The sequence below is a fragment of the Arthrobacter sp. zg-Y1116 genome, from assembly GCF_024385485.1.
Classification (GTDB): Bacteria; Actinomycetota; Actinomycetes; order Actinomycetales; family Micrococcaceae; genus Arthrobacter_B.
The window spans coordinates 43944-66144 of record NZ_JANFLR010000002.1 but is presented as its reverse complement, the minus strand read 5'-3'; the positions used below and the strand labels follow the sequence as shown (position 1 = coordinate 66144).

Genomic DNA, 22201 nt, shown 5'->3' with positions numbered 1-22201 from the left:
CCCGCACCGCCCTGTCCGATTGGGGGTAAACCCCTTGAGTACCGCCCCTACCCTCTTATGTCCCCCACTTTACTCCACTTCCCTCCACAGTCAACGCCTTCGCACGTTGTATTCCGGGCGCGTCGCATCCAAAATCCGCATGTTGATGCGGATTCTCGCGGGTGGAGTGCAGTGGAGGGGTTTAAGTGACCGACATCAGCTCCGGAAACGCGTCCCGAACAGGAAAAAGGGCACAAAAAAGGACCCGCCGAAACGGATCCTTTTTGCGCTTCCTACCTGCCTGCCATCCTTCGGTACCGGACTGTCACGGGGTCCGGGGCCTGCGGCGCGGAGCGGGTGTTCCTACGGCTGGTCGCGTTTGCGTTCGTCCCACTTGCTTTCCAGGTTATTCATGAATCCACGCTGCGTACTGGACTCGCGCTCCTTGCGCCCGTCCGTTGCCGCCGGCGCGTTCTTCCGTCCCCGGGTGGTTGCGTAGTACACGCCCGCACCCATGATGAGGAACCCCAGTACACCGACCAGGATGCCCGCTTCCGTAATTCCCAGAAGCAGCACCCCCAAGCCCACCACGGCCAGCAAGGCACCGAGGACGATACGCCTGGTCGAGATCCCACGGCCCGCGGACGTCGCCATTGAGTTCGCGAATTTTGGATCTTCGGCGTGTAATTGCTGCTCCAGTTGATCCAGCAAGCGCTGCTCGTGTTCCGACAGTGCCATTGCTGCCTCCTTGCCGTCCGGTCCTGCCCCTGTAAACCAACCAACGAACGTGTGGCGCCGGATGTTCCCGCGCAGGCTCGCTGCTGCTTTGCACTTAGTCCAAGGATAGGTGGCAACCGGTCCGCACGAAAGCGGCCGGTCCACGTATTCCACCGGGCAGGGAACCAGCCCCAACGCACAGCCTGTCCGGCACCGGGCGGAGCGCCGGGGGACATTCAGTCCGGGAACCGGTCCGGCTCCGGCGGTGGCTTCCGGGGAGACGGGGCGATGAGCCGGGCAGGAACAACGCCCAGTTCCCCGAAGCGCCGGTTGATCCGATCAAGCGCATCCTCTGCCGAACGCCAGCTGTCCTCTCGTCCGTCCAGGGTCAGCTGCATGGCAGCACCTTCGGCGGATTCAAGCTGTTCAGCCCTCAGCCCGATCAGCCGGACACTTTGCGGCCGCGGCCCCAGGGCGGTCAGCAGCCCCTTGGCCGTCTCGTAGATCATCTGGGCGCTGCCCACCGGCTCGGGAAGGGTGCGGGTACGGGTCAGCGTCGTGAAGTCCGCATAACGCACCTTCAGGGAAACCGACCTGCACTGGAGTCCGGCGGCCCGCAGGCGGACAGCACTGCGGTGCGCGAGCCGAAGCAGCTCCGTGTGCAGGACCTCGTCGTCGCTGACGTCTGACGCGAAGGTTTCCTCGGCGCCGATGCTCTTTTCGCGCCGGACGGGTGTTACAGCCCGGCCATCCCGCCCCCAGGACAGTTCATACACGTGGTCCCCCACGGCCCCGAGCAGCCGGCGGAGCACAGTCGGCGGGGTATTGGCCACATCCGCCACCGTGGCAATGCCGACGCGGGCCAGCACCTCGCGGGTCTTGGCTCCTACTCCCCACAACGCAGAAACGTCCAGAGTGTGGAGGAAGTCCACTGTCTGCTCCTTGGGCACCAGCAGCAGGCCGTTGGGTTTGCATCGGGTGGAAGCGATCTTGGCCACGAACTTGGTGGCGGCAATGCCCACACTGGCGGTCATGCCCAGTTCGGCGGCAACACGCTCGCGGATGTGCTCTCCGATGGCGCGGGGCGGCCCGAGCCTGCGCATGGCTCCTGCGATATCAAGGAAGGCCTCGTCGACGCTGAGCTGTTCCACCAGCGGAGTAATGGATTCGAAGATCTGCATCAGCTGCCCGGAGAAGGTCCGGTAGACCTCCTGGTGCGGCTCCAGGACCACTGCCTGCGGGCACTGCCGGCGGGCAACGGCCATCGGCATGGCAGAACGGACACCGTAACGCCTCGCCTCATAGGATGCGGACAGGACGACGGACCGTCCCCCGAGGCCGCCTACGATGACCGGCCTGCCAACCAGGTCGGGCCGTTTGAGCAGCTCTACGGAAACATAAAAAGCGTCCATGTCCACGTGCATTATGGTGCAGTCGCGGTTGCCGCTGCCGGCGTCGGGACCATTGCTCACTCCATCATCGTAGCCAGCCGCGCCCCCATTCCTGCCTTTCCTGCTTCATCGCTTCTTTTCGGCACCCTAACCACCTTCCCTGGAGCGGTTTTCGGTTCGCCTAGACTGGGTGGCAGGACCCTGACCCCCACCGAAGCGGAACCCGATGAAAAAGACGCTCACGCTGCTCTCTGCCGCGGCCCTGATCCTGGCGGCAGCCGGATGCTCCACCGGCACCGCGGAGGACGGGGATTCCCCGTCCGCTACGCAGTCCGAATCCCCCACCCCGACGCCTACGGAGTCTCCCGTTGCCCTCGCGGACGGATTCCCGTCCGACCTCATCCCGGTGATGGAGGGCGCAGAGCTTCTTTCGAGCAGCGTGGACCGGGCGAACGGCACGCTCACCGCCGTATTAGTGGAGTCCTCGGATGCTCCCGCAGCCGAGATCCTCGCCTTTTACGATGCCAAGCTGGTTGCCCAGGGTTTCACTGCAGCCGAAGCGGCCACCGGTTCCCCGTCCTCGCGCGACTACGTGCGCACCGGCGCCAGTGAACCCGAGACGGTCAACATCACGGCGATTACCAAGGAGGGCGGCCCGGCGACGGTGACTGTCGGCGCCACGGTCCTCGCAGAAACGGTGAAATAACAGTGTCTCCCACCCCGGCCGAATCCGCGCAGGAGGAGCAGGCCGCATACCGAGACCTGTTGGGCACGGAACTCGAGGATTTCCTGGCAGTCCAGCACTCGGTGCTCGCCGAGGTCTCCCGCGAGGCGCTTCCCCTTTTGGACGCCGTTCACAACCTTGCCCGCGGAGGGAAGCGCCTGCGGGCCCTCCTTGCTTACTGGGGATGGCGCGGCGCCGGAGGAACTCCCCTGCATCCGGAAGCCGTCCGGGCCGGCGTCGCACTGGAACTGTTCCAGAGTGCGGCACTGATCCACGACGACATCATTGACCGGTCCGACACCCGCCGGGGCGGGCCAAGCGTACACCGCACCTTCTCGATGGCGCATGCGGACGCCAACTGGCACCTGGACGGATTCCATTTCGGTTCATCGGCCGGAATCCTTGCCGGTGACCTTTGCCTGTCCCTCAGCGAGGAAATGTTTTCCGCCGTGGGTCCGCGCGCGGCGCACGGCACCGAAGCGCGGCGCATCTTCAACCGCATGCGCACAGAGGTCATGGCCGGGCAGTACCTTGACATCCTCGAAGAGGTTGTCGGTCCGGACTACGACCCCGAGCACGCCGTCGTCCGGGCGTTGAATATCCTGCGCTACAAGGCAGCGAAGTACACCACCGAGCATCCCCTGACCCTGGGCGGTGCCCTGGCCGGTGCCGGCGCAGAGATCCTGGCGGGCTATTCCCGCTTCTCCCTGCCCCTGGGGGAAGCGTTCCAGCTGCGGGACGACGTACTGGGTGTGTTCGGAGATCCCCGGACCACCGGCAAGCCGGCGGGAGACGACCTGCGTGAGGGTAAACGCACGGTCCTGATTGCCTACGCCCTGTCCAGCGGGAGCGAGAGCGCCCGGAAAGAGATCACGGCCCGGCTCGGGGATCCGGGGCTGGACGACGACGGCGTGGCCCGGCTGCGCGGAATCATCCTCGACACCGGGGCGCTGGCCGCGACGGAGGAACTCATCTCCAGGCATACCGAAACGGCGTTTTCCGCATTAGCCGCGCTCCCCCTCGACGGCATCCCCCGGGCCGCCCTGGACGCGTTGGCCCACGCAGCCGTTCGGCGCAGCTCCTAGGGAGCGGCACAGGCAATAGAAAGATTCCAAACTAATAAGGAGCTGCCAGTCCGGAGACTGGCAGCTCCTTATTCAGGTGCTGCGTAATTCAGGTGCTGCGTGAGGCGTTGCTACCAGCCCAGCGCCTGTGCACGGCGGCGGATCTCCGTCTTGCGCCCTTCGCGGAGCGCGTCCACGGGACGGCCGGGCAGCGTGTCGTCGGCCGTGAAGAGCCAGCGGATCATTTCGTCGTCGTGGAAGCCTGCGTCATTGAGCACCGAAATGGTGCCCTTCAGGCTCTCCAGCACGGCGCCGTCAGCGATAAAGGCAGCCGGGATGCTGCGGATCTTCCGGTCGCCGAGGCGCACAGCCAGCAGGGCGCGCTCCTCCAGCAGGCTATGCACCTTGTTAATAGGGAGATCGAGTTGTTCAGCCACATCGGGCAGGGTCAGCCAGTCGGAAACAAGTTCCTCGAGTTCATTCACCCTTCAAGGGTGCCACGTCCGGGGCCGCCCGGGCCAGTTTGCCGTTTGACGGCAGAACTGAAACACAAAAAGCACTACTCGGGTATTGTGCCGGTCTCTGGTTAGTGTAAATTCACATTAGTACCTGTAATCCCATGCGTAACTAGCACACCACTAGTCACATAAAGAACAGTGGTAACACCCGTTCCATTACTTGTTTTTAATCCAAGGATTTGCGGTAAAGGCCGCGGCCAACACAGATGAGGAAACATCACCATATGAACGCTCAGTCCACCACGGGAACGCCAGAGGCGCGTCCCGTTGCTACAGGAATACCGCGCAAACTGAGTGTTGCCGTGACGACCGCCGCCATTCCTGCAGTGATGATGTCCGCCCTGGCTCTTGCCGAGCCGGCCGCCGCTGCCCCCGCCGCACCCCAGAACACCCTGTTTCCCCAGCTCCCCCTGCAGGCCATCAAGAACCTGAACACCGGGGCTGCCACCGGAGTTACCGCCTCGCAGCTGGCCACCCAGGTTCCCGCGACGCTGCAGGCGGAGTCGGCTGTTCCTGCCACGCACCGGATCGTTTCCGGCGACACGGTCAGTTCAATTGCCGCACAGTACGGACTGTCCGTAACGGAACTGCTGCGCGTGAACAACCTGCAGGCGTCCTCGCTGATCTTTGCAGGTGACGATCTCCGCCTTGGCGGGGCAGCCGCATCCGCTGCCCCCGCTGCCGCTTCCGCTGCCGGCGAAGGCACCTACACGGTGGTCTCCGGGGATACTTTGAGCGCCATTGCCGGAAAGCACGGCGTCAGCCTCTCCAGCATCCTCGCCGCGAACAGCCTGACCCTCACCTCCGTCATCTACCCGGGCCAGTCGATCCGCATCGACGGCCAGGCGCCGGCCGCTCCCACGGCTCCTTCCGGTGTCCAGCCGGCCTCCGGCACCGGCAGCTCGTACACGGTTGCCGCCGGGGATACCCTCAGCGCAATCGCCGCCAAGCACGGCGTCAGCCTCTCCGGCATCATGGCCGCAAACGGCCTGTCGCAGACCTCGGTAATCCGGCCGGGCCAGAAGATCACCGTCGACGGCAGCACCGTCAGTGTCACCGCCTCCGCGCCCGTGGCAGCCGCACCCACGGATCTGGTTCCCAATACCTTCCTGCACTACACCTACCCCGAGCACACTGTCGCCGGCGCCAACCTGAACAAGCAGACCCTCAACTCGCTGCCCGTTCCGGACCGTGCGCAGATGCAGCAGATCGTGGCCGACACGGCAGCGCAGATGGGTGTCGACCCGGCCCTGGCCCAGGCATTCGCCTTCCAGGAATCCGGCTTCGACCAGCGCGCCGTCTCCCCGGCCAATGCCATCGGCACCATGCAGGTCATTCCTTCCTCCGGGGAATGGGCTTCGCAGCTGGTAGGACGGCAGCTGAACCTGCTGGATCCGTACGACAATGCCACGGCCGGCGTCGCGATCATCAGCGCTTTGATCCGCAGCAGCGACAGCCTGGAAACCGCAATCGCGTCCTACTACCAGGGCCAGTACTCGGTGACCACCCACGGCATGTTCGCGGACACCCGCAACTATGTCAGTTCCGTGCTTGCCCACCGGGCGTCCTTCCAGTAAGGCAATCCAGGAGTGCATCGAAAGGGTCCGGATCGGGTGTCGATCCGGACCCTTCCGCGTACCGCCATTAGGATCGAAGGGTGCATGAGCCCGTGAAAGACTCCCTCGTTGAGACGCTGGTCGACGACCGTTACTTCGTCAGGTCCCTGGTGGCGCGCGGCGGAATGTCCAGTGTTTACCTGGCTACCGACCGCCGTCTGGACCGCGATGTGGCCCTCAAGGTGCTGTACCCGCACCTTGCCGCGGACCGCGGCTTCCTTCGGCGTTTCGAAAGCGAAGCCAAATCGGCTGCGCGGCTTTCCCACCCCCACGTGGTGGGCGTCCTGGACCAGGGGATCACCGACAGCCTGGCGTACCTCGTGATGGAGTATGTGCCCGGCCGGACGCTGCGCGGGCTGCTGGACGAGCGCGGTCCCCTCTCGCCGCGCCTGGCGCTGGCACTGATGGATGCGGTGGTTGAAGGGCTGGCTGCTGCGCACGACGCCGGCCTGGTCCACCGCGACGTCAAGCCGGAGAACGTGCTCCTCGCGGACAACGGCAGGATCAAGATCGCTGACTTCGGGCTGGCCCGTGCCGTGTCCACCAGCACCAACACCGGCACACTGGTGGGCACCGTCGCCTACCTGGCACCCGAACTGGTTACTGCGGGCGGTGCCGACGAACGCAGCGACGTCTATTCAGCCGGCATCATGCTTTATGAAATGCTCACGGGCAGGCAGCCCTTCACGGGAGATTCACCCATCCAGGTGGCCTTTGCGCATGTCCACTCCTCCGTTCCCGCCCCTTCGGACCTGTGCCCGGGACTGGCTGAGGACCTGGACGAGCTTGTCCGCTGGTGCACCGCCAAGGACCCCGAGGAACGCCCGGTCAACGGCCGCGCCCTGCTGGGCGAACTGCGGCACATCCGGACCTCCCTCAGCGACGCGGAGCTTGACTTCCGGTGCGCTCCCGGCCCGGGCAGCCGACCGTCCGACGCCGGCACGCCCACCGAAGCGTTGTCCGGCGCCACGGAGGTCCTCACTGCCGCCGGTGCCGCCACGAGCGTCATCGACACTTCCGCATTAGGCCCCGGCGATCCCCGCGGGAACCACACCGAGGTCATCCACCGAAACGACAACGCCACCACGGTATTTCCTGCCGGCAGCCGCGGTGCAGCGGACGATGGTGCGGACCACGCGGACGGGTACGACGCTGACGGCCCGGACGACGACTATGACGCAGACGCAGACGACGAAGCCGGGCCTGGTACGAACCCGCGCCGGCGCCTGGCCCAGCGGGATGAACGCGACCGGCTGCGGCAGAACGACCGTGAAGCGCACCGCCCGCAGTTATCCCTTCGCAGCGGAAAGCCGCGCCGCCGGGGCATCCTGCTGGCCGTGGTGCTGACGGTGCTGCTCGCAGCAGTTGCCTTTGCCGGATGGTTCTTCGGTGCCGGACCCGGCGCCCTGGTCTCCGTACCGGACGTGAGCAATGCTTCCGTCGAGGAAGCCGGCACACAGCTGGGCGAGGCAGGCCTGGACTACACCACCGATGAGGTGTTCGACGAAGTGGTTGCCGCAGGGCTCGCTGTCGGCACCGATCCCGGCGCGGCCCGGGAAATCCGCCGCTTCCAGCCGGTGACGCTGCTCGTCTCCAAGGGACCGCAGCTGTTTTCCGTGCCCAATGTAGTCCAGCGCACGCTGGAAGCCGCCCGGGCAGACCTTGAGGCGGACGAGCTCACGCTCGGCGCAGTCACGGAGGAGTACAGCGAAAGCATCGAAGCGGGCAGCATCATCAGCCAGCAGCCGTTGCCGGACACCCTGCTGCGGCTGGGGGCGCCGGTGGACGTCACGGTGTCAAAGGGACCGGCGCCCGTTGAGGTCCCCGCAGTCGCCGGGCTCGGCGAGGACGCTGCGGTGAAAGCCATTGAAGACGCCGGACTCACGGCTGCCGTGGCTCCGGAAAAAGTGAACAGTCCTTCCGTCCCGGCGGGCGCGGTTGTCGCCCAGACGCCGGCATCCGGGCTGCTCGAGCGGGGCTCCACCGTCACGCTGACCATCTCCCTCGGTCCGCGGATGGTTGAGGTTCCGAACTATGTGGGCCAGCGCGCCGAGACCGCGCGGGCGGATCTGGAAAGCCGCGGGTTCACGGTCGAGGTGGAGAACCTCCTGGGCGGATTGCTGGGCCTGGTCCGGGACCAGGAACCGGGCGCAGGTACCGCACCCGAGGGCTCCACCGTCATCCTGAAGGTGGTGTAGCCCCGGGGCGGCCCTACGCCTGTCAGCTCCTGCGGGAAAGGGCACCTGCAACCAGGAAGGCCATCTCCAGGGACTGCATATGGTTCAACCGGGGGTCGCAGACGGATTCGTAGCCCTCCACGAACGCCTCCTGGTCAATGGGGTCCGCACCGCCCAGGCACTCCGCGACGTCGTCGCCCGTCATTTCCACGTGCAGGCCGCCGGGGAAGGTCCCCAGGGAATCGTGCACTTCGAAGAAGCCGCGCACCTCGTCCATCACATCGTCGAAGTTGCGGGTCTTGTAGCCGTTGGGCGAGGTGACGGTGTTGCCGTGCATGGGGTCGGTTACCCAGAGAACCTGGGCGCCCGAGGCGGTCACCTTCTCCACCAGTGCGGGAAGCTTCTCGCGGATGTTACGGGCACCCATCCGGGTGATGAACGTCAGCCGCCCGGGTTCCCGGTTCGGATCCAGCTTGTCGATCAGGGCCAAGGCGTCTTCGGCGCTCGTTTTCGGGCCGAGCTTCACGCCAATGGGATTGCGTACCCGGGACAGGAAGTCCACATGCGCGGAATCGAGGTCACGGGTGCGCTCTCCGATCCACAGGAAGTGTCCGGAGGTGTCGTACGGCTGGCCGGTCCGGGAGTCCACCCGGGTCAGGGCCCGTTCGTAGTCCAGGAGCAGCGCCTCGTGGCTGGCGAAGAACTCGACTCGCTTCAGGGCTTCGAAGTCCGCGCCGCAGGCATCCATGAAACGTACGGCGCGGTCGATTTCCCGGGCCAGGGATTCATAGCGGGAGTGCGCCGGATTGGACGTAAAACCCTTGTTCCAGTGGTGCACCAGCCGGAGATCGGCGAAACCGCCCTGCGTGAAGGCGCGGATCAGGTTCAGCGTGGATGCGGACGTATGGTACGCGCGCACCATCCGCGCCGGGTTGTGCCGGCGTGATTCGGGCGTGAAGTCATAGCCGTTGACCATGTCGCCGCGGTAGGCGGGCAACGTCACGCCGTCACGGGTTTCCTCGTTGGAGGAGCGCGGCTTGGCAAACTGGCCGGCCATCCGGCCCATCTTGATCACGGGAACGGACGCGCCGTAGGTCAGGACCACAGCCATCTGCAGCAGCGTCCGGACACGGGCGCTGATCTTGTCCGCGGTGGCCGCTTCGAAGGTCTCGGCGCAGTCGCCGCCCTGCAGGAGGAAGGCACGGCCCTGGGCGGCCTCGGCCAGTCGGCTGCGGAGGACATCCACTTCGCCGGCGAAAACCAGCGGAGGCACCATCGAGAGCTCGGCAATGGCCGCGTCATACCCCGGATCGTCCCGCCACGTCGGCTGCTGGGAGATCGGCAGGGAACGCCAGTTGTCCAACTCGGGGTGGGTCGCGGAAGTGGCCGCCGCGCCCGAGAGCATGGTCGGAATGGACTCGCGGTGTACGGGGGTGTCAGTCACGGCTTAAATCCTACTAGTTGCCCGGCTGGAGCGAACAACGCCGTCACAAATGCTGCCGGAGCCCGCAACACATGCACGGTCCCGCCATCCCCCGAGGGGAAGCTAGGCGGTGTGGGAGCGCGGGTCTGCGTCGCGGTCAGCGGCCGGGCGGGCACCGCCGGTTTCGACGCCGCTGCGTTCGTCGGCATCCGTCCGGGCAGCGCGGGCACCATTGGCCCCGGGCATCCGGCCACGGAACTTCGGGCGCCGTTTGTTTCCGGCTTCGCCCGCGGCGTCGCCCGCTTCGGCTGCAGCCGGCTTCGAGGATTTTCGGATCCCCTTCGCCGCGCTCGAACCGATGACGGTCACGGCGCCGGGCAGTTTGCCGCCCGCTTCGGCAGGCAGTTCCGAACCGCCGGCCGGGGGCACTGCACCGGAATCGGATCCGTTGGAAAGGCGGACAGCCGCGCTGCGTGCCTGTGCGGCCTTGACGCCCTTCTTAGCGGCCATCTTTTCCTTGACGGTGCTGGCGTATACATCCACGTATTCCTGGCCGGAAAGGCGCATGAGTTCATACATGATCTCGTCGGTCACGGAGCGCTGGATAAAGCGGTCGTTCTCCAGCCCGGCGTACCGCGAGAAGTCCAGCGGTTCGCCGACGATGATGCCGATCCGGCGGATATTGGGAATCCGCCGGCCGATGGGCTGGACCTTGTCGGTTCCGATCATCGCAACGGGGATGACGGGAACGCCGGTAGAGAGCACCAGCTTGGCTACACCGGTCTTGCCGCGGTACAGCCGCCCGTCCGGGCTGCGGGTACCTTCCGGGTAAATACCCAGCAGGCCGCCGTTTTCCAGGACATCGACGCCTGCCTTGAGGGAGGAAGCGGACGCTGCTCCGCCCGAGCGGTCCATCGGCAGCTGGTTCGCGAGCCGGAAGAAGGTTGCGGTGAGCTTGCCCTTGATGCCTTTGCCGTTGAAGTAATCGCTCTTCGCGAGGAAGCTCACCGGCCGGGGTACGGCCAGCGGAAGGAAGATCGAGTCGGAAAACGAAAGGTGATTGCTCACCAGGACGGCAGGCCCGGATTCGGGGATGTTATCCATTCCCTTGACCCAAGGCCTGAAGAGAAGATTTACCACCGGCCCGATGAATATAGTCTTCATCACCCAATAGAACACGCGGCTTGATCTCCTGTCCGGACAAGACAATAACGGGGGACCCGTTTGGTTCCCCAGACTCTACTGTATGCGCGCTTATCCCCGCTGGTGAATTTGGCGCGTGCCGGGGTTCCCGGGAGTTTCCCCCCTGCAGGGTCCAAAAAGGCCCCTCTAATGCAACCATAGACACATGACTTCCCTCCCCGGCGCTGATGCCTTCCACTCCGAGGGGCACGGACCCAACGCGGGCGTAGGCGTGCTTCTCAGCCACGGATTCACCGGATCCCCGGTGAGCCTTGCGGCTTGGGCGCGCCATCTGGCGGGCCGCGGCTACGCCGTGAGCCTTCCGCTGTTGCCCGGCCACGGCACCAGCTGGCAGGAATTGGCCCAGACACCGTGGCAGCGCTGGTACGAGGACTACGAGAGCGCCTATCTGGACCTGCGGGAGCGGACGGACTGTGTTGTATCGGCAGGCCTTTCCATGGGCGGCACGTTGGCGCTGCGGCTGGCGGCCCGGCAGCAGGTGGCCGGCGTCGTCGTCGTTAACCCCGGTCTGACGTTCGCCGACCCCCGGGCGCGCTATTCCGGCGTGCTGAAGTACTTCCTAAAATCGGTTCCCGCCATTGGCAACGACATCCGGCTCTCGGGACAGGATGAGGGTGCGTATCCGCGGACGCCGGTGGGCGCCGTGCAGCAACTTGGCAGGCTCTTCCGGAATACTGCCGCCGCCCTGCCCGACGTGACGGCTCCCGTGCTGGCGTTCCGTTCACGGGTGGACGCCGTGGTGCCGGAATCCAGCATGGAACTGCTCCGCCGACGGCTCCTTAATGCAGAGCTTGAGGTGGTGCCGCTTGAGAACAGCTACCACGTTGCCACCATGGACCATGATGCGCCGCTGATCTTCGACCGCTCTTCCGAGTTCATCCACCGTGTCAGTTCCGGGGTGCGGGCATGAGCGAACGCGAGCCGGAACATAACGAGTCCACCGACGAGGAAGTCTGGCTGGACCTGGTGGCCCGCCTGGAGCATATGGACGCCAGCGATCCGGTACGTCCGGAACCGGACCGGTCCGCCGGCACCCCGGATGCCGATGCCCCGCGCGGCAGCGGAGAACCGGGAGAAGCAACACCGCCCGGCGGTCCGGCGGCACCGACCCCGGCGGAACGGACCCGCGCCATCTTCGAGAACCAGCCGCTGGCATCAGCGGGGCCTCGGGACTATACCGCCGAGGATGAGGACGACGGCGGGTTTGTGCCGCCCGAACCGCCGCCGCTTGGCACCGGGGAACCGCTGGTAGTGCTCAGCTGGCTGGGCACGCTGGCCGGACCGCTCCTGCTCCTGGTGTTCGCCATGTTCTGGCGCACCGCGCCGCTGCCCGTCATCCTCGGCACTGTCGCCGTGTTTGCGGGATCCGCGGCCTATCTGCTTTTCCGGCTACCCCAGCACCGCGATGAGGATGACGACGGAGCGGCCGTCTAGGCCCGGCTTCCTCCCCCGGGGCCGCCCCGGCTCAGCGGCGTGCAGCGATCCGAGACAGGTCCGCGGCTCCGATCATCCCCGCGGCCGGACCCAGGGCCGCCCGCTCCATCTTGGCGGCGGGGCGGAAACCCCGCCCGGTAAGGTTCCGGGCAAAGGACCGCCGCGCCGGACCAAGCAGCAGGTCACCGGCATCGCTCAGCCCGCCGCCGATGACGAACATGCCAGGATCCAGGGCAGCGGCCAGGTTCGCCAGTCCCAATCCGAGCCACTGCCCCACTTCGTCAAGGAGTTCAATGGAGGCCGGGTCGCCTTCGAGGGCCAGGCGGGTGACGACGGCGCCGGTCACCTGATCCGCGTTGCCGTCCACGGCCCGGAGCAGCTCCTGGGCTACCGGGGAGTTGGCTGCGGCCAGTTCCCGGGCCTCCCGGCCCAGGGCGTTACCCGAGGCGTACTGCTCCCAGCACCCGCGGTTGCCGCATTCGCAGCGGTGCCCGCCGGGCATGATGATCTGGTGCCCGAACTCCCCCGCCACGCCGTACCGGCCGCGCTCAAGCCGGCCGTCGAGCACCATCGCCCCGCCGATTCCGGTTCCGAGGGTGACGCAGACCATCCTGCTCTCCCCCGCACCGGCGCCGAACCGGTATTCCGCCCAGGCGGCGCCGTCGGCATCATTGACGAGGAAGACGCGTCTGCGCAGCAGCCGCTCAAGGTTCTCGCGGAGGGGCTCATTGCGCCAGGCCAGGTGCGGGCTGAACAACACGGTGCCGCCGGCGAGGTCCATCCACCCGGCCGCACCGATTCCAACGGACCACACGTGGTGCTCGGCCGAGAGTTCCCGGACCAGGTCCACGATGACCGCTTCGACTTCCCGGGGATCCTGCCCCGGCGTCGACCGGCGGGCCTGCTTCAGCACGCGTCCGTCGCCGTCCACGAGCCCCGCCGCCACTTTGGTCCCGCCGATATCGATCCCGATGGCCAGGCCTCGCCGCCGCATCCGGTTCGGCAGGCGCATGGGCCTGCGTGGCCGGAAGGGTTCCGTAGCAGCAAGCCTGCGCTGGAGCGGGGTGGAAAGGGGACGGGGAACGGGTGCTGGGGTAACTGGACGCATCAGAAACCTATTCTAGGGAAACAGCAAGAGCGGCGACGCGTTCGTTATGAATCTGCAAGGTTACCGACGGGTAAGAAAATGTGATCTACGTTATAGGCTGAACAGTGCCTACGGGCGTAACGGATATCAAAGGAGCTATCGTGCGAGAATTCAGCGTTCCCGTCCTAGCGGAGTCCCCGCCGCAGACGAACATCACCAACATGCTGCTCGATCAGGCAGCCAAGCCAAGCAACCCCGCTCTCTTTGCCGTCCGGAACGGCCAGGGCGAATGGCAGCGGATCAGTGCCACGGAGTTCACCAAGGACGTCCAGGCACTGGCAAAGGGCTTTATGGCCAGTGGTATCAAGGCAGGCGACCGCGTAGCCATCATGTCGCGGACCAGGTACGAGTGGACCCTGGTGGACTTTGCACTCTGGTTCGCCGGGGCGGTATCGGTTCCCGTCTATGAGACCTCCTCCCCTTCGCAGGTCGCCTGGATCCTGAGCGATTCCGGCGCCGTCGGCATTGTGGTTGAAGCTGCCCGGCACGAGAACATTGTCCGCACGGCTGCAGCGGACGAAGACCTTTCCATGGTCGCCAACGTGTGGCAGATCGACGGCGGCGGACTCGACACCCTGCGCGCCGACGGCGCGTCGGTGAGTGATGAAGATCTCGAGAAGCGCCGCTCCACCGCACAGATGACCGACCTGGCGACGATTATTTATACGTCCGGAACCACGGGCAAGCCGAAGGGCTGCGAACTCACGCACGCCAACTTCGTCGATGTGTCCCGGAACTCCGAGCTGGCCGAGCCCGAGGTTGCCACCGAGGGCTCGCAGACAATCATGTTCCTGCCCCTGGCACACGTCCTCGCCCGTTTCATTTCCGTGTTGTGCGTGGCCACAGGCGCCACCGTGGCACACACCCCCGATGTAAAGAACCTGCTGCCCGACCTGCAGAGCTTCAAGCCCAGCTTCATCCTGGTGGTTCCCCGCGTCCTCGAGAAGGTCTTCAATGCCTCCATGCTGAAGGCCGAAGACGGCGGAAAGGGCAAGATCTTCCACGCCGGCGTCGCGACCGCCGTAGCCTGGTCGAAGGCGAAGCAGGAGGGCAAGGTTCCACTGAGCCTCACCCTGAAGCATGCCCTCTTCGACCGCCTGCTCTACGGCAAGATCCGTGAGGCCATGGGCGGCAACGTGAAGTACGCCGTCTCCGGCGGGGCTCCGCTGGGCGAACGGCTGGGGCACTTCTTCCACGGCATCGGACTGCTGGTGCTGGAAGGCTACGGTTTGACCGAAACCACGGCTCCGCTCACCACCAACACCCCGCAGCTCGTCAAGCTGGGCACCGTGGGCGCTCCCCTTCCCGGGAACAGCGTCAAGATCGCCGACGACGGCGAGATCCTGGCCAAGGGCATCAGCGTGATGAAGGGCTACTACAACCGCCCGGAACTGATGGCGGACACGTTCACCGACGGCTGGTTCCATACCGGTGACATCGGCGAACTCGACTCGGACGGCTTCCTGAAGATCACCGGCCGAAAGAAGGAAATCATCATCACCGCCGGCGGCAAGAACGTGGTTCCCTCCCAGCTGGAGGATTCCATCCGCGCCGATTCGATCGTGTCCCAGTGCGTGGTGGTCGGGGACGCCAAGCCGTTCATATCGGCCCTCATCACCCTCGACGAAGAGGCACTTCCCGGCTGGCTGGGGCGGCACAAGCTGCCGGCCACCATGACGGTGACCGAAGTGGCCAAGACCGATGAGCTGCAGAAGGAACTCCAGGCCCTGGTGGACCGCGCCAACAAGAAGGTGTCCTCCGCCGAGGCGATCAAGCAGTTCCGCGTGGTTCCGACCGACTTCACCGAGACCAGCGGCCACCTGACACCGTCACTGAAGATCAAGCGCGCCCAGGTGATCCGGGACTTCTCCGACGTCATCGACGACATCTACAGCGGGCAGCGGGTCTGATTTATCCGCGCGCCGGGCAGGAACCGACTCCCCTAGAGCCGGTTCCTGCCCGGCGTTTCCTTTGTCTTCAGCGAAAGCAGCGCGTTTTCGACCACTTCCGTCAGTGCCGGGTGGATCCAGTACTGCCCGCGGGCCATGGTGGCGGCATCCAAGCCGAACTCCATCGCCTGCACCAAGGGCTGGATCAGCATGGACGCCTCATGTCCCATGATGTGGGCGCCGAGCAGCCGGCCGCTTTCCTTTTCCGCCAGCAGTTTCACGAATCCGGTGGAATCCTCCATTGCCCAGCCGTACGCCGTCGACCCGTATTCCTGCACGGCCAGGGCGAGTTCGACGCCGCGGGCTTCCGTATCGGCGATGGCCTGGTCCTCGGTCATCCCGACGCTTGCAATCTGCGGGCTGCTGAAGACGGCCGCGGGCACGAAGCGGTGGTCCATGGCGCGGAGGTCCCCGGGGTGCACCAGGTTGTGCGCCACCACCCGCGCCTCATGGTTGGCCACGTGCTTGAGCTGGTAGGGGCTGCTGATGTCGCCCAGCGCCCAGATCCCCTCCACCGGAGCGCCGGATGCCAGCACCCTGCCGTAGCCGTCCACGGCCAGCCGGCCGTCCGCGGTGAGGTCAAAACCGGCGGCTGTGACGTCCAGCCGGTCGGTGTTGGGGGTTCGACCGGTCGCCACCAGCACCAGGTCCACGTCCAGGGCCGTTTCTCCGGCGGGGCCGGAGAGCACGGCGTGCACGGAACCGTCGGCGTTCTCCACCAGTGAGTCCACGGTGGTTTCGAACTGCACGTTCCACTGCTTGGCGGCTTCCGCGGTGAAGCGCTCGGACACGGTTTCGTCCAGGGACCGAAGCAGTGTCCCCGACCGCACGGCCAGGGTGACGTCCGACCCGAAGGCGGAGAAAACGAAGCCGAACTCCGCCGCGATATATCCGCCCCCGATGATCAGGACGCGCGCCGGCAGCTCATCGATACGCATCACCGTGTCCGAGGTATGCACCTGGGGAAGGTCCATCCCCGGCACATCCGGCAGGACCGGGCGGGATCCGGCGGCCACCACTATTTCATCGGCGGTGATTTCCTGCCCCGACGCCGTGACGAGTGCGTGCGGCGAGACGAAGCGGACGTATTCACTGAACAGCGTGACGTTGTCCAGCTCCTCGTCCCGGTAGCGGCGCCCGCCGTCGGAAATCGCGTCGATGCGGGTGAAGATCCGGTCCCGGATGTCCCGCCACCGGACCCCGGCAGACACCGTGTCCACGCCCAGCCGCGCGCCGTCCACAGCTGCTGCCGCGAGCTGGGCGGGATACACGAACATCTTCGTCGGGATGCACCCGACGTTGAGGCACGTTCCTCCGAACGTGCCTCCGTCAATGATCGCTACCTTTTTGCCGTCCCAGTCCGGGGTGATGATCGAGTTGCCGGAGCCGGAACCAATGATGGCCAGATCGAAGTGAGTCACGCTCTTCAGTCTATGCAGTCACGGTCCAACGTTCATTTCACACCGGAAGCCGGTGCTTATTTCGGGGCGATGACCAGCAGCAGATCCCCGCCCTGGACCTGCTCCACCCGGGAGATGGCGACCCGTTCCACGGTTCCGGCAACCGGTGCCGTGATGGAGGCCTCCATCTTCATTGCCTCGATGGTGGCGACGGTCTCTCCTGCTGCGACCTCTGCACCCTCCTTAACCGTGACCGTGACCGCACCGGCAAACGGTGCCGCAACCTGGCCGGCTTCCGCCGGATCTGCCCGTTCCGCCGATTTCGTGGTGCTTTCGATGCTGCGGTCCCGGACCGAGACCGGCCGCATCTGCCCGTTCAGGGTGGTCATGACCGTGCGCATGCCCTTTTCATCCGGCTCGGACACCGCGTCCAGCGCTGCGATCAGCCGCACGCCCTTTTCCAGTTCGATGACGTGCTCTTCCCCGCGCCGCAGCCCGTACAGGTAGTCCCGGGTCTCCAGTACTGAAACGTCGCCGTAGGTTTCACGGACGGTCGCGAATTCCTTGGCCGGGCCGGCAAAGAGCAGCCGGTTCAGGGTTTCCTGCCGGGTGGCCGAATCGGCGTGCAGCCCGGCCTTGTCCACCTCGGTCAGTTCGACGTCGCGGGCCTTGACCTTGCGGCCCTGCAGCGCCTTGGTCCGGAAGGGCTCCGGCCAGCCTCCGGGCGGATCACCGAGTTCACCGCTGAGGAAGCCGATCACGGAATCCGGAATGTCGTAGTTCTGCGGGTTCTCCTCGAAGTCCTCCGGGGAGACGTTGGAGCCGACCAGCTGGAGGGCCAGGTCCCCCACCACCTTCGACGACGGCGTGACCTTCACCAGGCGGCCCAGGATCCGGTCGGCGGCGGTGTACATGTCCTCAATGGCTTCGAACCGCTCCCCCAGCCCCAGGGCAATCGCCTGCTGGCGCAGGTTGGAAAGCTGGCCGCCAGGAATTTCGTGGCGGTACACGCGGCCGGTGGGACCCGCCAACCCGGATTCGAACGGCGCGTACACACGCCGCACGGCCTCCCAATACGGTTCCAGTGCGCCTACGGCGTCCAGGCTGATGCCGGTATCCCGTTCGGTATTGGTCAGCGCGGCGACCAACGAGGACATGGACGGCTGGCTGGTGGTGCCCGCCAGCGGCGCGCTGGCAACGTCCACGGCGTCCACCCCCACCTCGGCCGCGGCCAGCAGGGTTGCCAGCTGGCCTCCGGCGGTGTCATGCGTGTGCAGGTGGACGGGCAGGTCGAAACGTTCCCGCAGCGCGGCGACCAGCTTGGCCGCTGCAGCCGGCCGCAGCAGGCCCGCCATGTCCTTGATAGCCAGGATGTGCGCGCCGGCGTCCACGATTTTCTGTGCCAGGTCCAGGTAGTAGTCCAGCGTGTAGAGGTCCTCATGAGGGTTCAGCATGTCGCCGGTGTAGCAGAGGGCTACTTCGGCGACGGCAGTACCGGTCTTGCGGACGGCCTGGATGGCAGGCTCCATCTGGGACACATCATTCAGCGCGTCGAAGATGCGGAAAATGTCGACGCCGGTAGCCGCGGCTTCCTCCACGAAGGCTTCGGTGACTTCGGTCGGGTATGGCGTGTAGCCCACCGTGTTCCGTCCGCGAAGCAGCATCTGGATGCAGATGTTCGGCAGCTGGTGCCTCAGGGCGGCGAGCCGCTCCCACGGGTCCTCGCCCAGGAAGCGCAGGGCGACGTCGTACGTGGCACCGCCCCAGGCCTCCACGGACAGCAGTTCCGGAGTCAGGGCTGCTACGGCCGGTGCCGCCGCGGTCAGGTCCCTGGTCCGCACACGGGTGGCCAGCAGGGACTGGTGGGCGTCGCGGAAAGTGGTGTCGGTGACGGCCAGTTCGGTCCGCTGCCGCAGGTCCGCGGCGAAACCCTCAGGGCCGAGTTCCAGCAACCGCTGCCGGGAGCCCGGCGCGGCGTCCGGGAGATCGGCGGGCAGCTTCTCCGCCGGGTCGATATGCGCAACGGGATCGCCGTAGGGCTTATTCACGGTGACATCGGCGAGCCAATTGAGCAGCTTCGTACCCCGATCCGCCGAGCCGCGGGCATTAAGCAGTTCGGGGCGTTCCTCGATAAACGACGTCGCTACGTCCCCGGCAACGAAGTCCGGATCATCCAGGACCGCCTGCAGGAAGGAAATGTTGGTGGCAACGCCGCGGATCCTGAACTCGGCCAGCGCCCTCCGGGCCCGGTTGACCGCTATGGGGTAGGTCCGTCCCCGGCAGGTCAGCTTGACCAGCATCGAATCGAAGTGCGGGCTGATTTCAGCGCCCGCATAGACGGTGCCGCCGTCCAGCCTCACCCCGGCGCCGCCGGCGGAACGGTACGCGGTGATCCGGCCGACGTCGGGCCGGAACCCGTTCGCCGGGTCCTCGGTGGTAATGCGGCACTGGAGGGCGGCGCCGCGGACCTGCAGTTCATCCTGCTGCAGGCCCAGATCGGCCAGCGTCTCACCTGCCGCGATCCGCAGCTGGGACTGGACGATGTCGACGTCGGTGATTTCCTCGGTAACGGTGTGTTCCACCTGGACCCGGGGGTTCATTTCGATAAAGACGTGCTGGCCGGCGCGTTCACCGACAGTGTCCACGAGGAACTCCACGGTTCCCGCGTTGACGTAGTTCAGGGCCTTGGCGAACTTCACCGCGTCCCGGTACAGGGCCTGGCGGATGTTCTCATCCAGATTGGGCGCCGGCGCTATCTCCACCACCTTCTGGTGGCGGCGCTGCAGGGAGCAGTCCCGTTCGAACAGGTGCACGATGTTGCCGTCCGCATCGGCCAGGATCTGCACTTCGATGTGCCGGGGACGCAGGACTGCCTGCTCCAGGAACACGGTCGCGTCGCCGAAGGCTGTCTCAGCCTCCCGCATGGCCGCCTGCAGGGCTTCGGGCAGCTTGTCCGCGGTGTCCACCCGGCGCATCCCGCGGCCGCCGCCGCCGGCCACGGCCTTGACGAAGATGGGGAACCCGATGTCCTCTGCCTCGCTGAGCAGCTTCTCGACGTCGTCGCTCGGCTCGGTGGAGCGCAGAACCGGGATGCCTGCCTTGCGAGCCGCGTTCAGGGCATGGACCTTGTGTCCGGCCAGTTCCAGGATGTCCGCCGCGGGGCCCACAAAGGTGATGCCCGCGTCGGCGGCGGCGCGTGCCAGGTGCGCGTTTTCGGAAAGGAACCCGTAACCGGGGTAGATGGCGTCACAGCCGGATTCCTTGGCTACCCGGATAATCTCGTCAACGTCCAGATACGCCCGGACCGGATGTCCCTCTTCCCCGATCAGGTAGGCCTCGTCGGCCTTCTGGCGGTGGATGGAATTCCGGTCCTCCTGGGGAAACACGGCCACGGTCTTGGCGCCGAGCTCATAGGCGGCACGGAAGGCGCGAATGGCGATCTCGCCCCGGTTCGCTACCAAAATCTTCGAGAACATGGGTCTCCTGGATCAATTGCGGTGGGGCACCCGGACAGATACCGCCAATAACGGATTTTACCCACGGCGCGAGAGGAAAACCTCAAGCCGGACCGGGGTCCCGCCGACAGGCGGACTCCGGAGCTGCCGTGTTCGACATCACAGTGGCACCAGTCTAAGCGCCACCCCTGTAAAAGCCCGCTGCCAAGGTAACGGGTATGCGTCACATAGAATGAGTCAGCAGCGTCCAGTGATCCCTAGACACGTTAGGTTTTGGTTCATCAAGTGCAAGTAGTGAGCATCAGCAGCCTGAAGGGCGGCGTCGGCAAGACCTCCGTCACCCTCGGCCTGGCATCCGCAGCGCTGGCCGCCGGCATTCCTACGCTCGTCGTGGACCTGGACCCGCATGCCGATGCCACCACCGGTTTGGGCGTCAGCGCAGGCAACCAGCTCGGAATCGGCGAGATGCTCCGGACAGCCCGTCGGGCACAGCTTTCGGATCATGTGATCCCCAGCGGCTGGGTAGCGAACGCCCGCCGCCTTGCGAAGAATTCAGAAGGCCGGAAGCCCGTCCTGGATGTTGCCATGGGCTCGGCCTACTCGGGTATTTACGACCGTCCGGACCTGGGCAAGCGCGATCTTCGACGCCTGACCACCCTGCTGTCCCGGGTATCCGGATACGGCTTGGTCCTCATCGACTGCCCGCCGTCGCTGAACGGCCTCACCCGCATGGCCTGGACCGCCAGCAACCGGGTACTGCTCGTTGCGGAACCCGGACTGTTTTCGGTGGCCGGCACCGAGCGGACCATGCGTGCGCTCGAACTGTTCCGGGAGGAATTCGCTCCCAATCTGGCCCCCGCCGGAATCATCGCCAACCGGGTGCGGCCCAGCTCCAACGAGCACGTTTTCCGGCTTGCCGAAATGAAGCAGATGTTCGGTGACCTGCTCCTCACGCCCACCATTGCGGAACAGGCGAACTGGCAGCAGATCCAGGGTGCCGCCCATTCGGTGCATCACTGGCCGGGCGAATCAGCCAAACAGGCCGCCGGAACCTTCGACGCCTTGATGAAGAACCTGATGGATTCCGGCAGCGTGCGCAACCGCGTGATGCGTCGCCCGGTGGCCTAGCCTCGGCAGGCTACAAGCAACTGGACAAACGTTGAAGGGCATCCCCGCGGGGATGCCCTTCAACGTTAATGGTCTGTAAACCTGTGCGCTGCCCTAACCGGGCTGTGCGCCCTAACTGATTTTGCGGGCGATGCGGCGCTGGCTCAGTTCGTCTCCGGGAAAGTCCTGCTCGTTGACGTGCTCACTGGGCAACTGTGCGAGGCTGCCCTCGACTTCGCGCCAGACCCGGCCCACGGCTATGCCGAAGACGCCCTGGCCGCCCTGGACCAGGTCGATGACCTCGTCGGCGGAAGTGCACTCGTACACGCTGGCGCCGTCGCTCATCAAGGTGATCTGTGCCAGGTCCTCGACTCCACGTTCCCGCAGGTGCTCCACGGCAGTTCGGATCTGCTGGAGAGATACACCGGTGTCCAGCAGCCGCTTGACGACTTTCAGGACCAGGATGTCGCGGAAACCGTAGAGGCGCTGCGTGCCGGAACCGGATGCACCTCGTACCGCAGGTTCCACGAGGCCGGTGCGCGCCCAGTAATCCAACTGGCGGTAAGTTATCCCTGCAGCCTTGCAGGCGGTGGGGCCACGGTAGCCTGCGTCTTCATCGAGAAGAGGCAGGTCCTCGGTGAACAGCAAGCCCTGGGCGCTCTGGGAAGGGATGCTCCCCGGTGCTGCGGCGTGTTCGCCGGCATCGCCTTTCGGACTCACGTGTGCCTCCTAGTAACGGTTCCCCTGGGGGTCGGCACAGGCCGGAGCTGTCAGGGCTTCTTCAGTGTGCCCCGAGAACTCCCCCGGTGCAATGGGAACTCTATTCTTCGACGTTAGAACCGACTGGCACCAAGGTCAAAGATGCCGGGAACTTTTCCGCAGGCGTGTCGGAGGCAG

Annotated in this window: 16 protein-coding genes and 1 pseudogene; 8 read left to right on the top strand and 9 right to left on the bottom strand. The window is 65.8% G+C overall.

The window, feature by feature from the left end:
* Positions 1 to 342: 342 nt before the first annotated feature.
* Both NNX34_RS06985 and dinB read right to left on the bottom strand, forming a co-directional pair.
* Positions 343 to 717, bottom strand: a complete 375-nt coding sequence (locus NNX34_RS06985; RefSeq protein WP_255765806.1) for a DUF3040 domain-containing protein — start codon at positions 715 to 717, stop codon at positions 343 to 345.
* 215 nt (positions 718 to 932) lie between these two features.
* Entirely contained in the window at positions 933 to 2120 is a 1188-nt protein-coding gene (gene dinB / locus NNX34_RS06980) for a DNA polymerase IV (protein WP_370647034.1), read from the bottom strand.
* A 193-nt stretch (positions 2121 to 2313) separates the two neighbouring features.
* On the opposite strand from dinB, the gene NNX34_RS06975 reads away from it, so the two are divergent.
* Positions 2314 to 2793 carry a hypothetical protein gene (locus NNX34_RS06975; protein ID WP_255765804.1) on the top strand — a complete coding sequence of 160 codons (480 nt, stop codon included), beginning with the start codon at positions 2314 to 2316 and terminating at the stop codon, positions 2791 to 2793.
* 2 nt (positions 2794 to 2795) lie between these two features.
* Entirely contained in the window at positions 2796 to 3896 is a 1101-nt protein-coding gene (locus NNX34_RS06970; protein ID WP_370647022.1) for a polyprenyl synthetase family protein, read from the top strand.
* A gap of 110 nt (positions 3897 to 4006) precedes the next feature.
* Here the strand turns inward: NNX34_RS06970 and NNX34_RS06965 are convergent, their stop codons facing one another.
* Positions 4007 to 4360 (bottom strand): Rv2175c family DNA-binding protein, encoded by a 354-nt coding sequence (locus tag NNX34_RS06965; RefSeq protein WP_255765803.1) that lies wholly within the window; start codon positions 4358 to 4360, stop codon positions 4007 to 4009.
* A gap of 335 nt (positions 4361 to 4695) precedes the next feature.
* On the opposite strand from NNX34_RS06965, the gene NNX34_RS06960 reads away from it, so the two are divergent.
* Together NNX34_RS06960 and NNX34_RS06955 are read left to right on the top strand one after the other, a co-directional pair.
* Complete coding sequence (locus NNX34_RS06960) at positions 4696 to 5970, top strand: lytic transglycosylase domain-containing protein (RefSeq protein ID WP_255765802.1); 1275 nt, start codon at positions 4696 to 4698, stop codon at positions 5968 to 5970.
* Positions 5971 to 6062: 92 nt separating this feature from the next.
* Complete coding sequence (locus NNX34_RS06955) at positions 6063 to 8207, top strand: Stk1 family PASTA domain-containing Ser/Thr kinase (protein ID WP_255765801.1); 2145 nt, start codon at positions 6063 to 6065, stop codon at positions 8205 to 8207.
* Between the two features lie 22 nt (positions 8208 to 8229).
* Here the strand turns inward: NNX34_RS06955 and NNX34_RS06950 are convergent, their stop codons facing one another.
* Entirely contained in the window at positions 8230 to 9591 is a 1362-nt protein-coding gene (locus NNX34_RS06950; protein ID WP_255766573.1) for a class II 3-deoxy-7-phosphoheptulonate synthase, read from the bottom strand.
* Positions 9592 to 10107: 516 nt separating this feature from the next.
* Positions 10108 to 10788, bottom strand: a pseudogene (locus NNX34_RS06945) (lysophospholipid acyltransferase family protein); the annotation flags it as partial.
* Between the two features lie 169 nt (positions 10789 to 10957).
* On the opposite strand from NNX34_RS06945, the gene NNX34_RS06940 reads away from it, so the two are divergent.
* Together NNX34_RS06940 and NNX34_RS06935 are read left to right on the top strand one after the other, a co-directional pair.
* On the top strand, positions 10958 to 11722 hold the full coding sequence (locus tag NNX34_RS06940; RefSeq protein WP_255765800.1) for a carboxylesterase: 765 nt from the start codon (positions 10958 to 10960) through the stop codon (positions 11720 to 11722).
* Positions 11719 to 12246 carry a hypothetical protein gene (locus NNX34_RS06935; RefSeq protein WP_255765799.1) on the top strand — a complete coding sequence of 176 codons (528 nt, stop codon included), beginning with the start codon at positions 11719 to 11721 and terminating at the stop codon, positions 12244 to 12246. Before NNX34_RS06940 ends, NNX34_RS06935 begins: the two co-directional genes overlap by 4 nt.
* A 31-nt stretch (positions 12247 to 12277) precedes the next feature.
* On the opposite strand, the gene NNX34_RS06930 is transcribed toward NNX34_RS06935, so the two are convergent.
* Positions 12278 to 13258 carry an ROK family glucokinase gene (locus NNX34_RS06930; RefSeq protein WP_255765798.1) on the bottom strand — a complete coding sequence of 327 codons (981 nt, stop codon included), beginning with the start codon at positions 13256 to 13258 and terminating at the stop codon, positions 12278 to 12280.
* A gap of 236 nt (positions 13259 to 13494) precedes the next feature.
* On the opposite strand from NNX34_RS06930, the gene NNX34_RS06925 reads away from it, so the two are divergent.
* A complete protein-coding gene (locus tag NNX34_RS06925; protein WP_255765797.1) occupies positions 13495 to 15303 on the top strand; it encodes a long-chain fatty acid--CoA ligase in 1809 nt (602 codons plus the stop codon).
* 32 nt (positions 15304 to 15335) lie between these two features.
* Here the strand turns inward: NNX34_RS06925 and NNX34_RS06920 are convergent, their stop codons facing one another.
* Both NNX34_RS06920 and NNX34_RS06915 read right to left on the bottom strand, forming a co-directional pair.
* Positions 15336 to 16763, bottom strand: coding sequence for a mycothione reductase (locus tag NNX34_RS06920; RefSeq protein ID WP_255765796.1), 1428 nt, complete (start codon positions 16761 to 16763; stop codon positions 15336 to 15338).
* Between the two features lie 56 nt (positions 16764 to 16819).
* A complete protein-coding gene (locus NNX34_RS06915) occupies positions 16820 to 20218 on the bottom strand; it encodes a pyruvate carboxylase (protein ID WP_255765795.1) in 3399 nt (1132 codons plus the stop codon).
* Between the two features lie 264 nt (positions 20219 to 20482).
* Here NNX34_RS06915 and NNX34_RS06910 point away from each other — a divergent pair, with 264 nt between their 5' ends.
* Positions 20483 to 21325 (top strand): ParA family protein, encoded by an 843-nt coding sequence (locus tag NNX34_RS06910; protein ID WP_255765794.1) that lies wholly within the window; start codon positions 20483 to 20485, stop codon positions 21323 to 21325.
* Between the two features lie 111 nt (positions 21326 to 21436).
* Here the strand turns inward: NNX34_RS06910 and NNX34_RS06905 are convergent, their stop codons facing one another.
* Positions 21437 to 22024 (bottom strand): MerR family transcriptional regulator, encoded by a 588-nt coding sequence (locus NNX34_RS06905; protein ID WP_308219735.1) that lies wholly within the window; start codon positions 22022 to 22024, stop codon positions 21437 to 21439.
* Positions 22025 to 22201 lie beyond the last annotated feature (177 nt).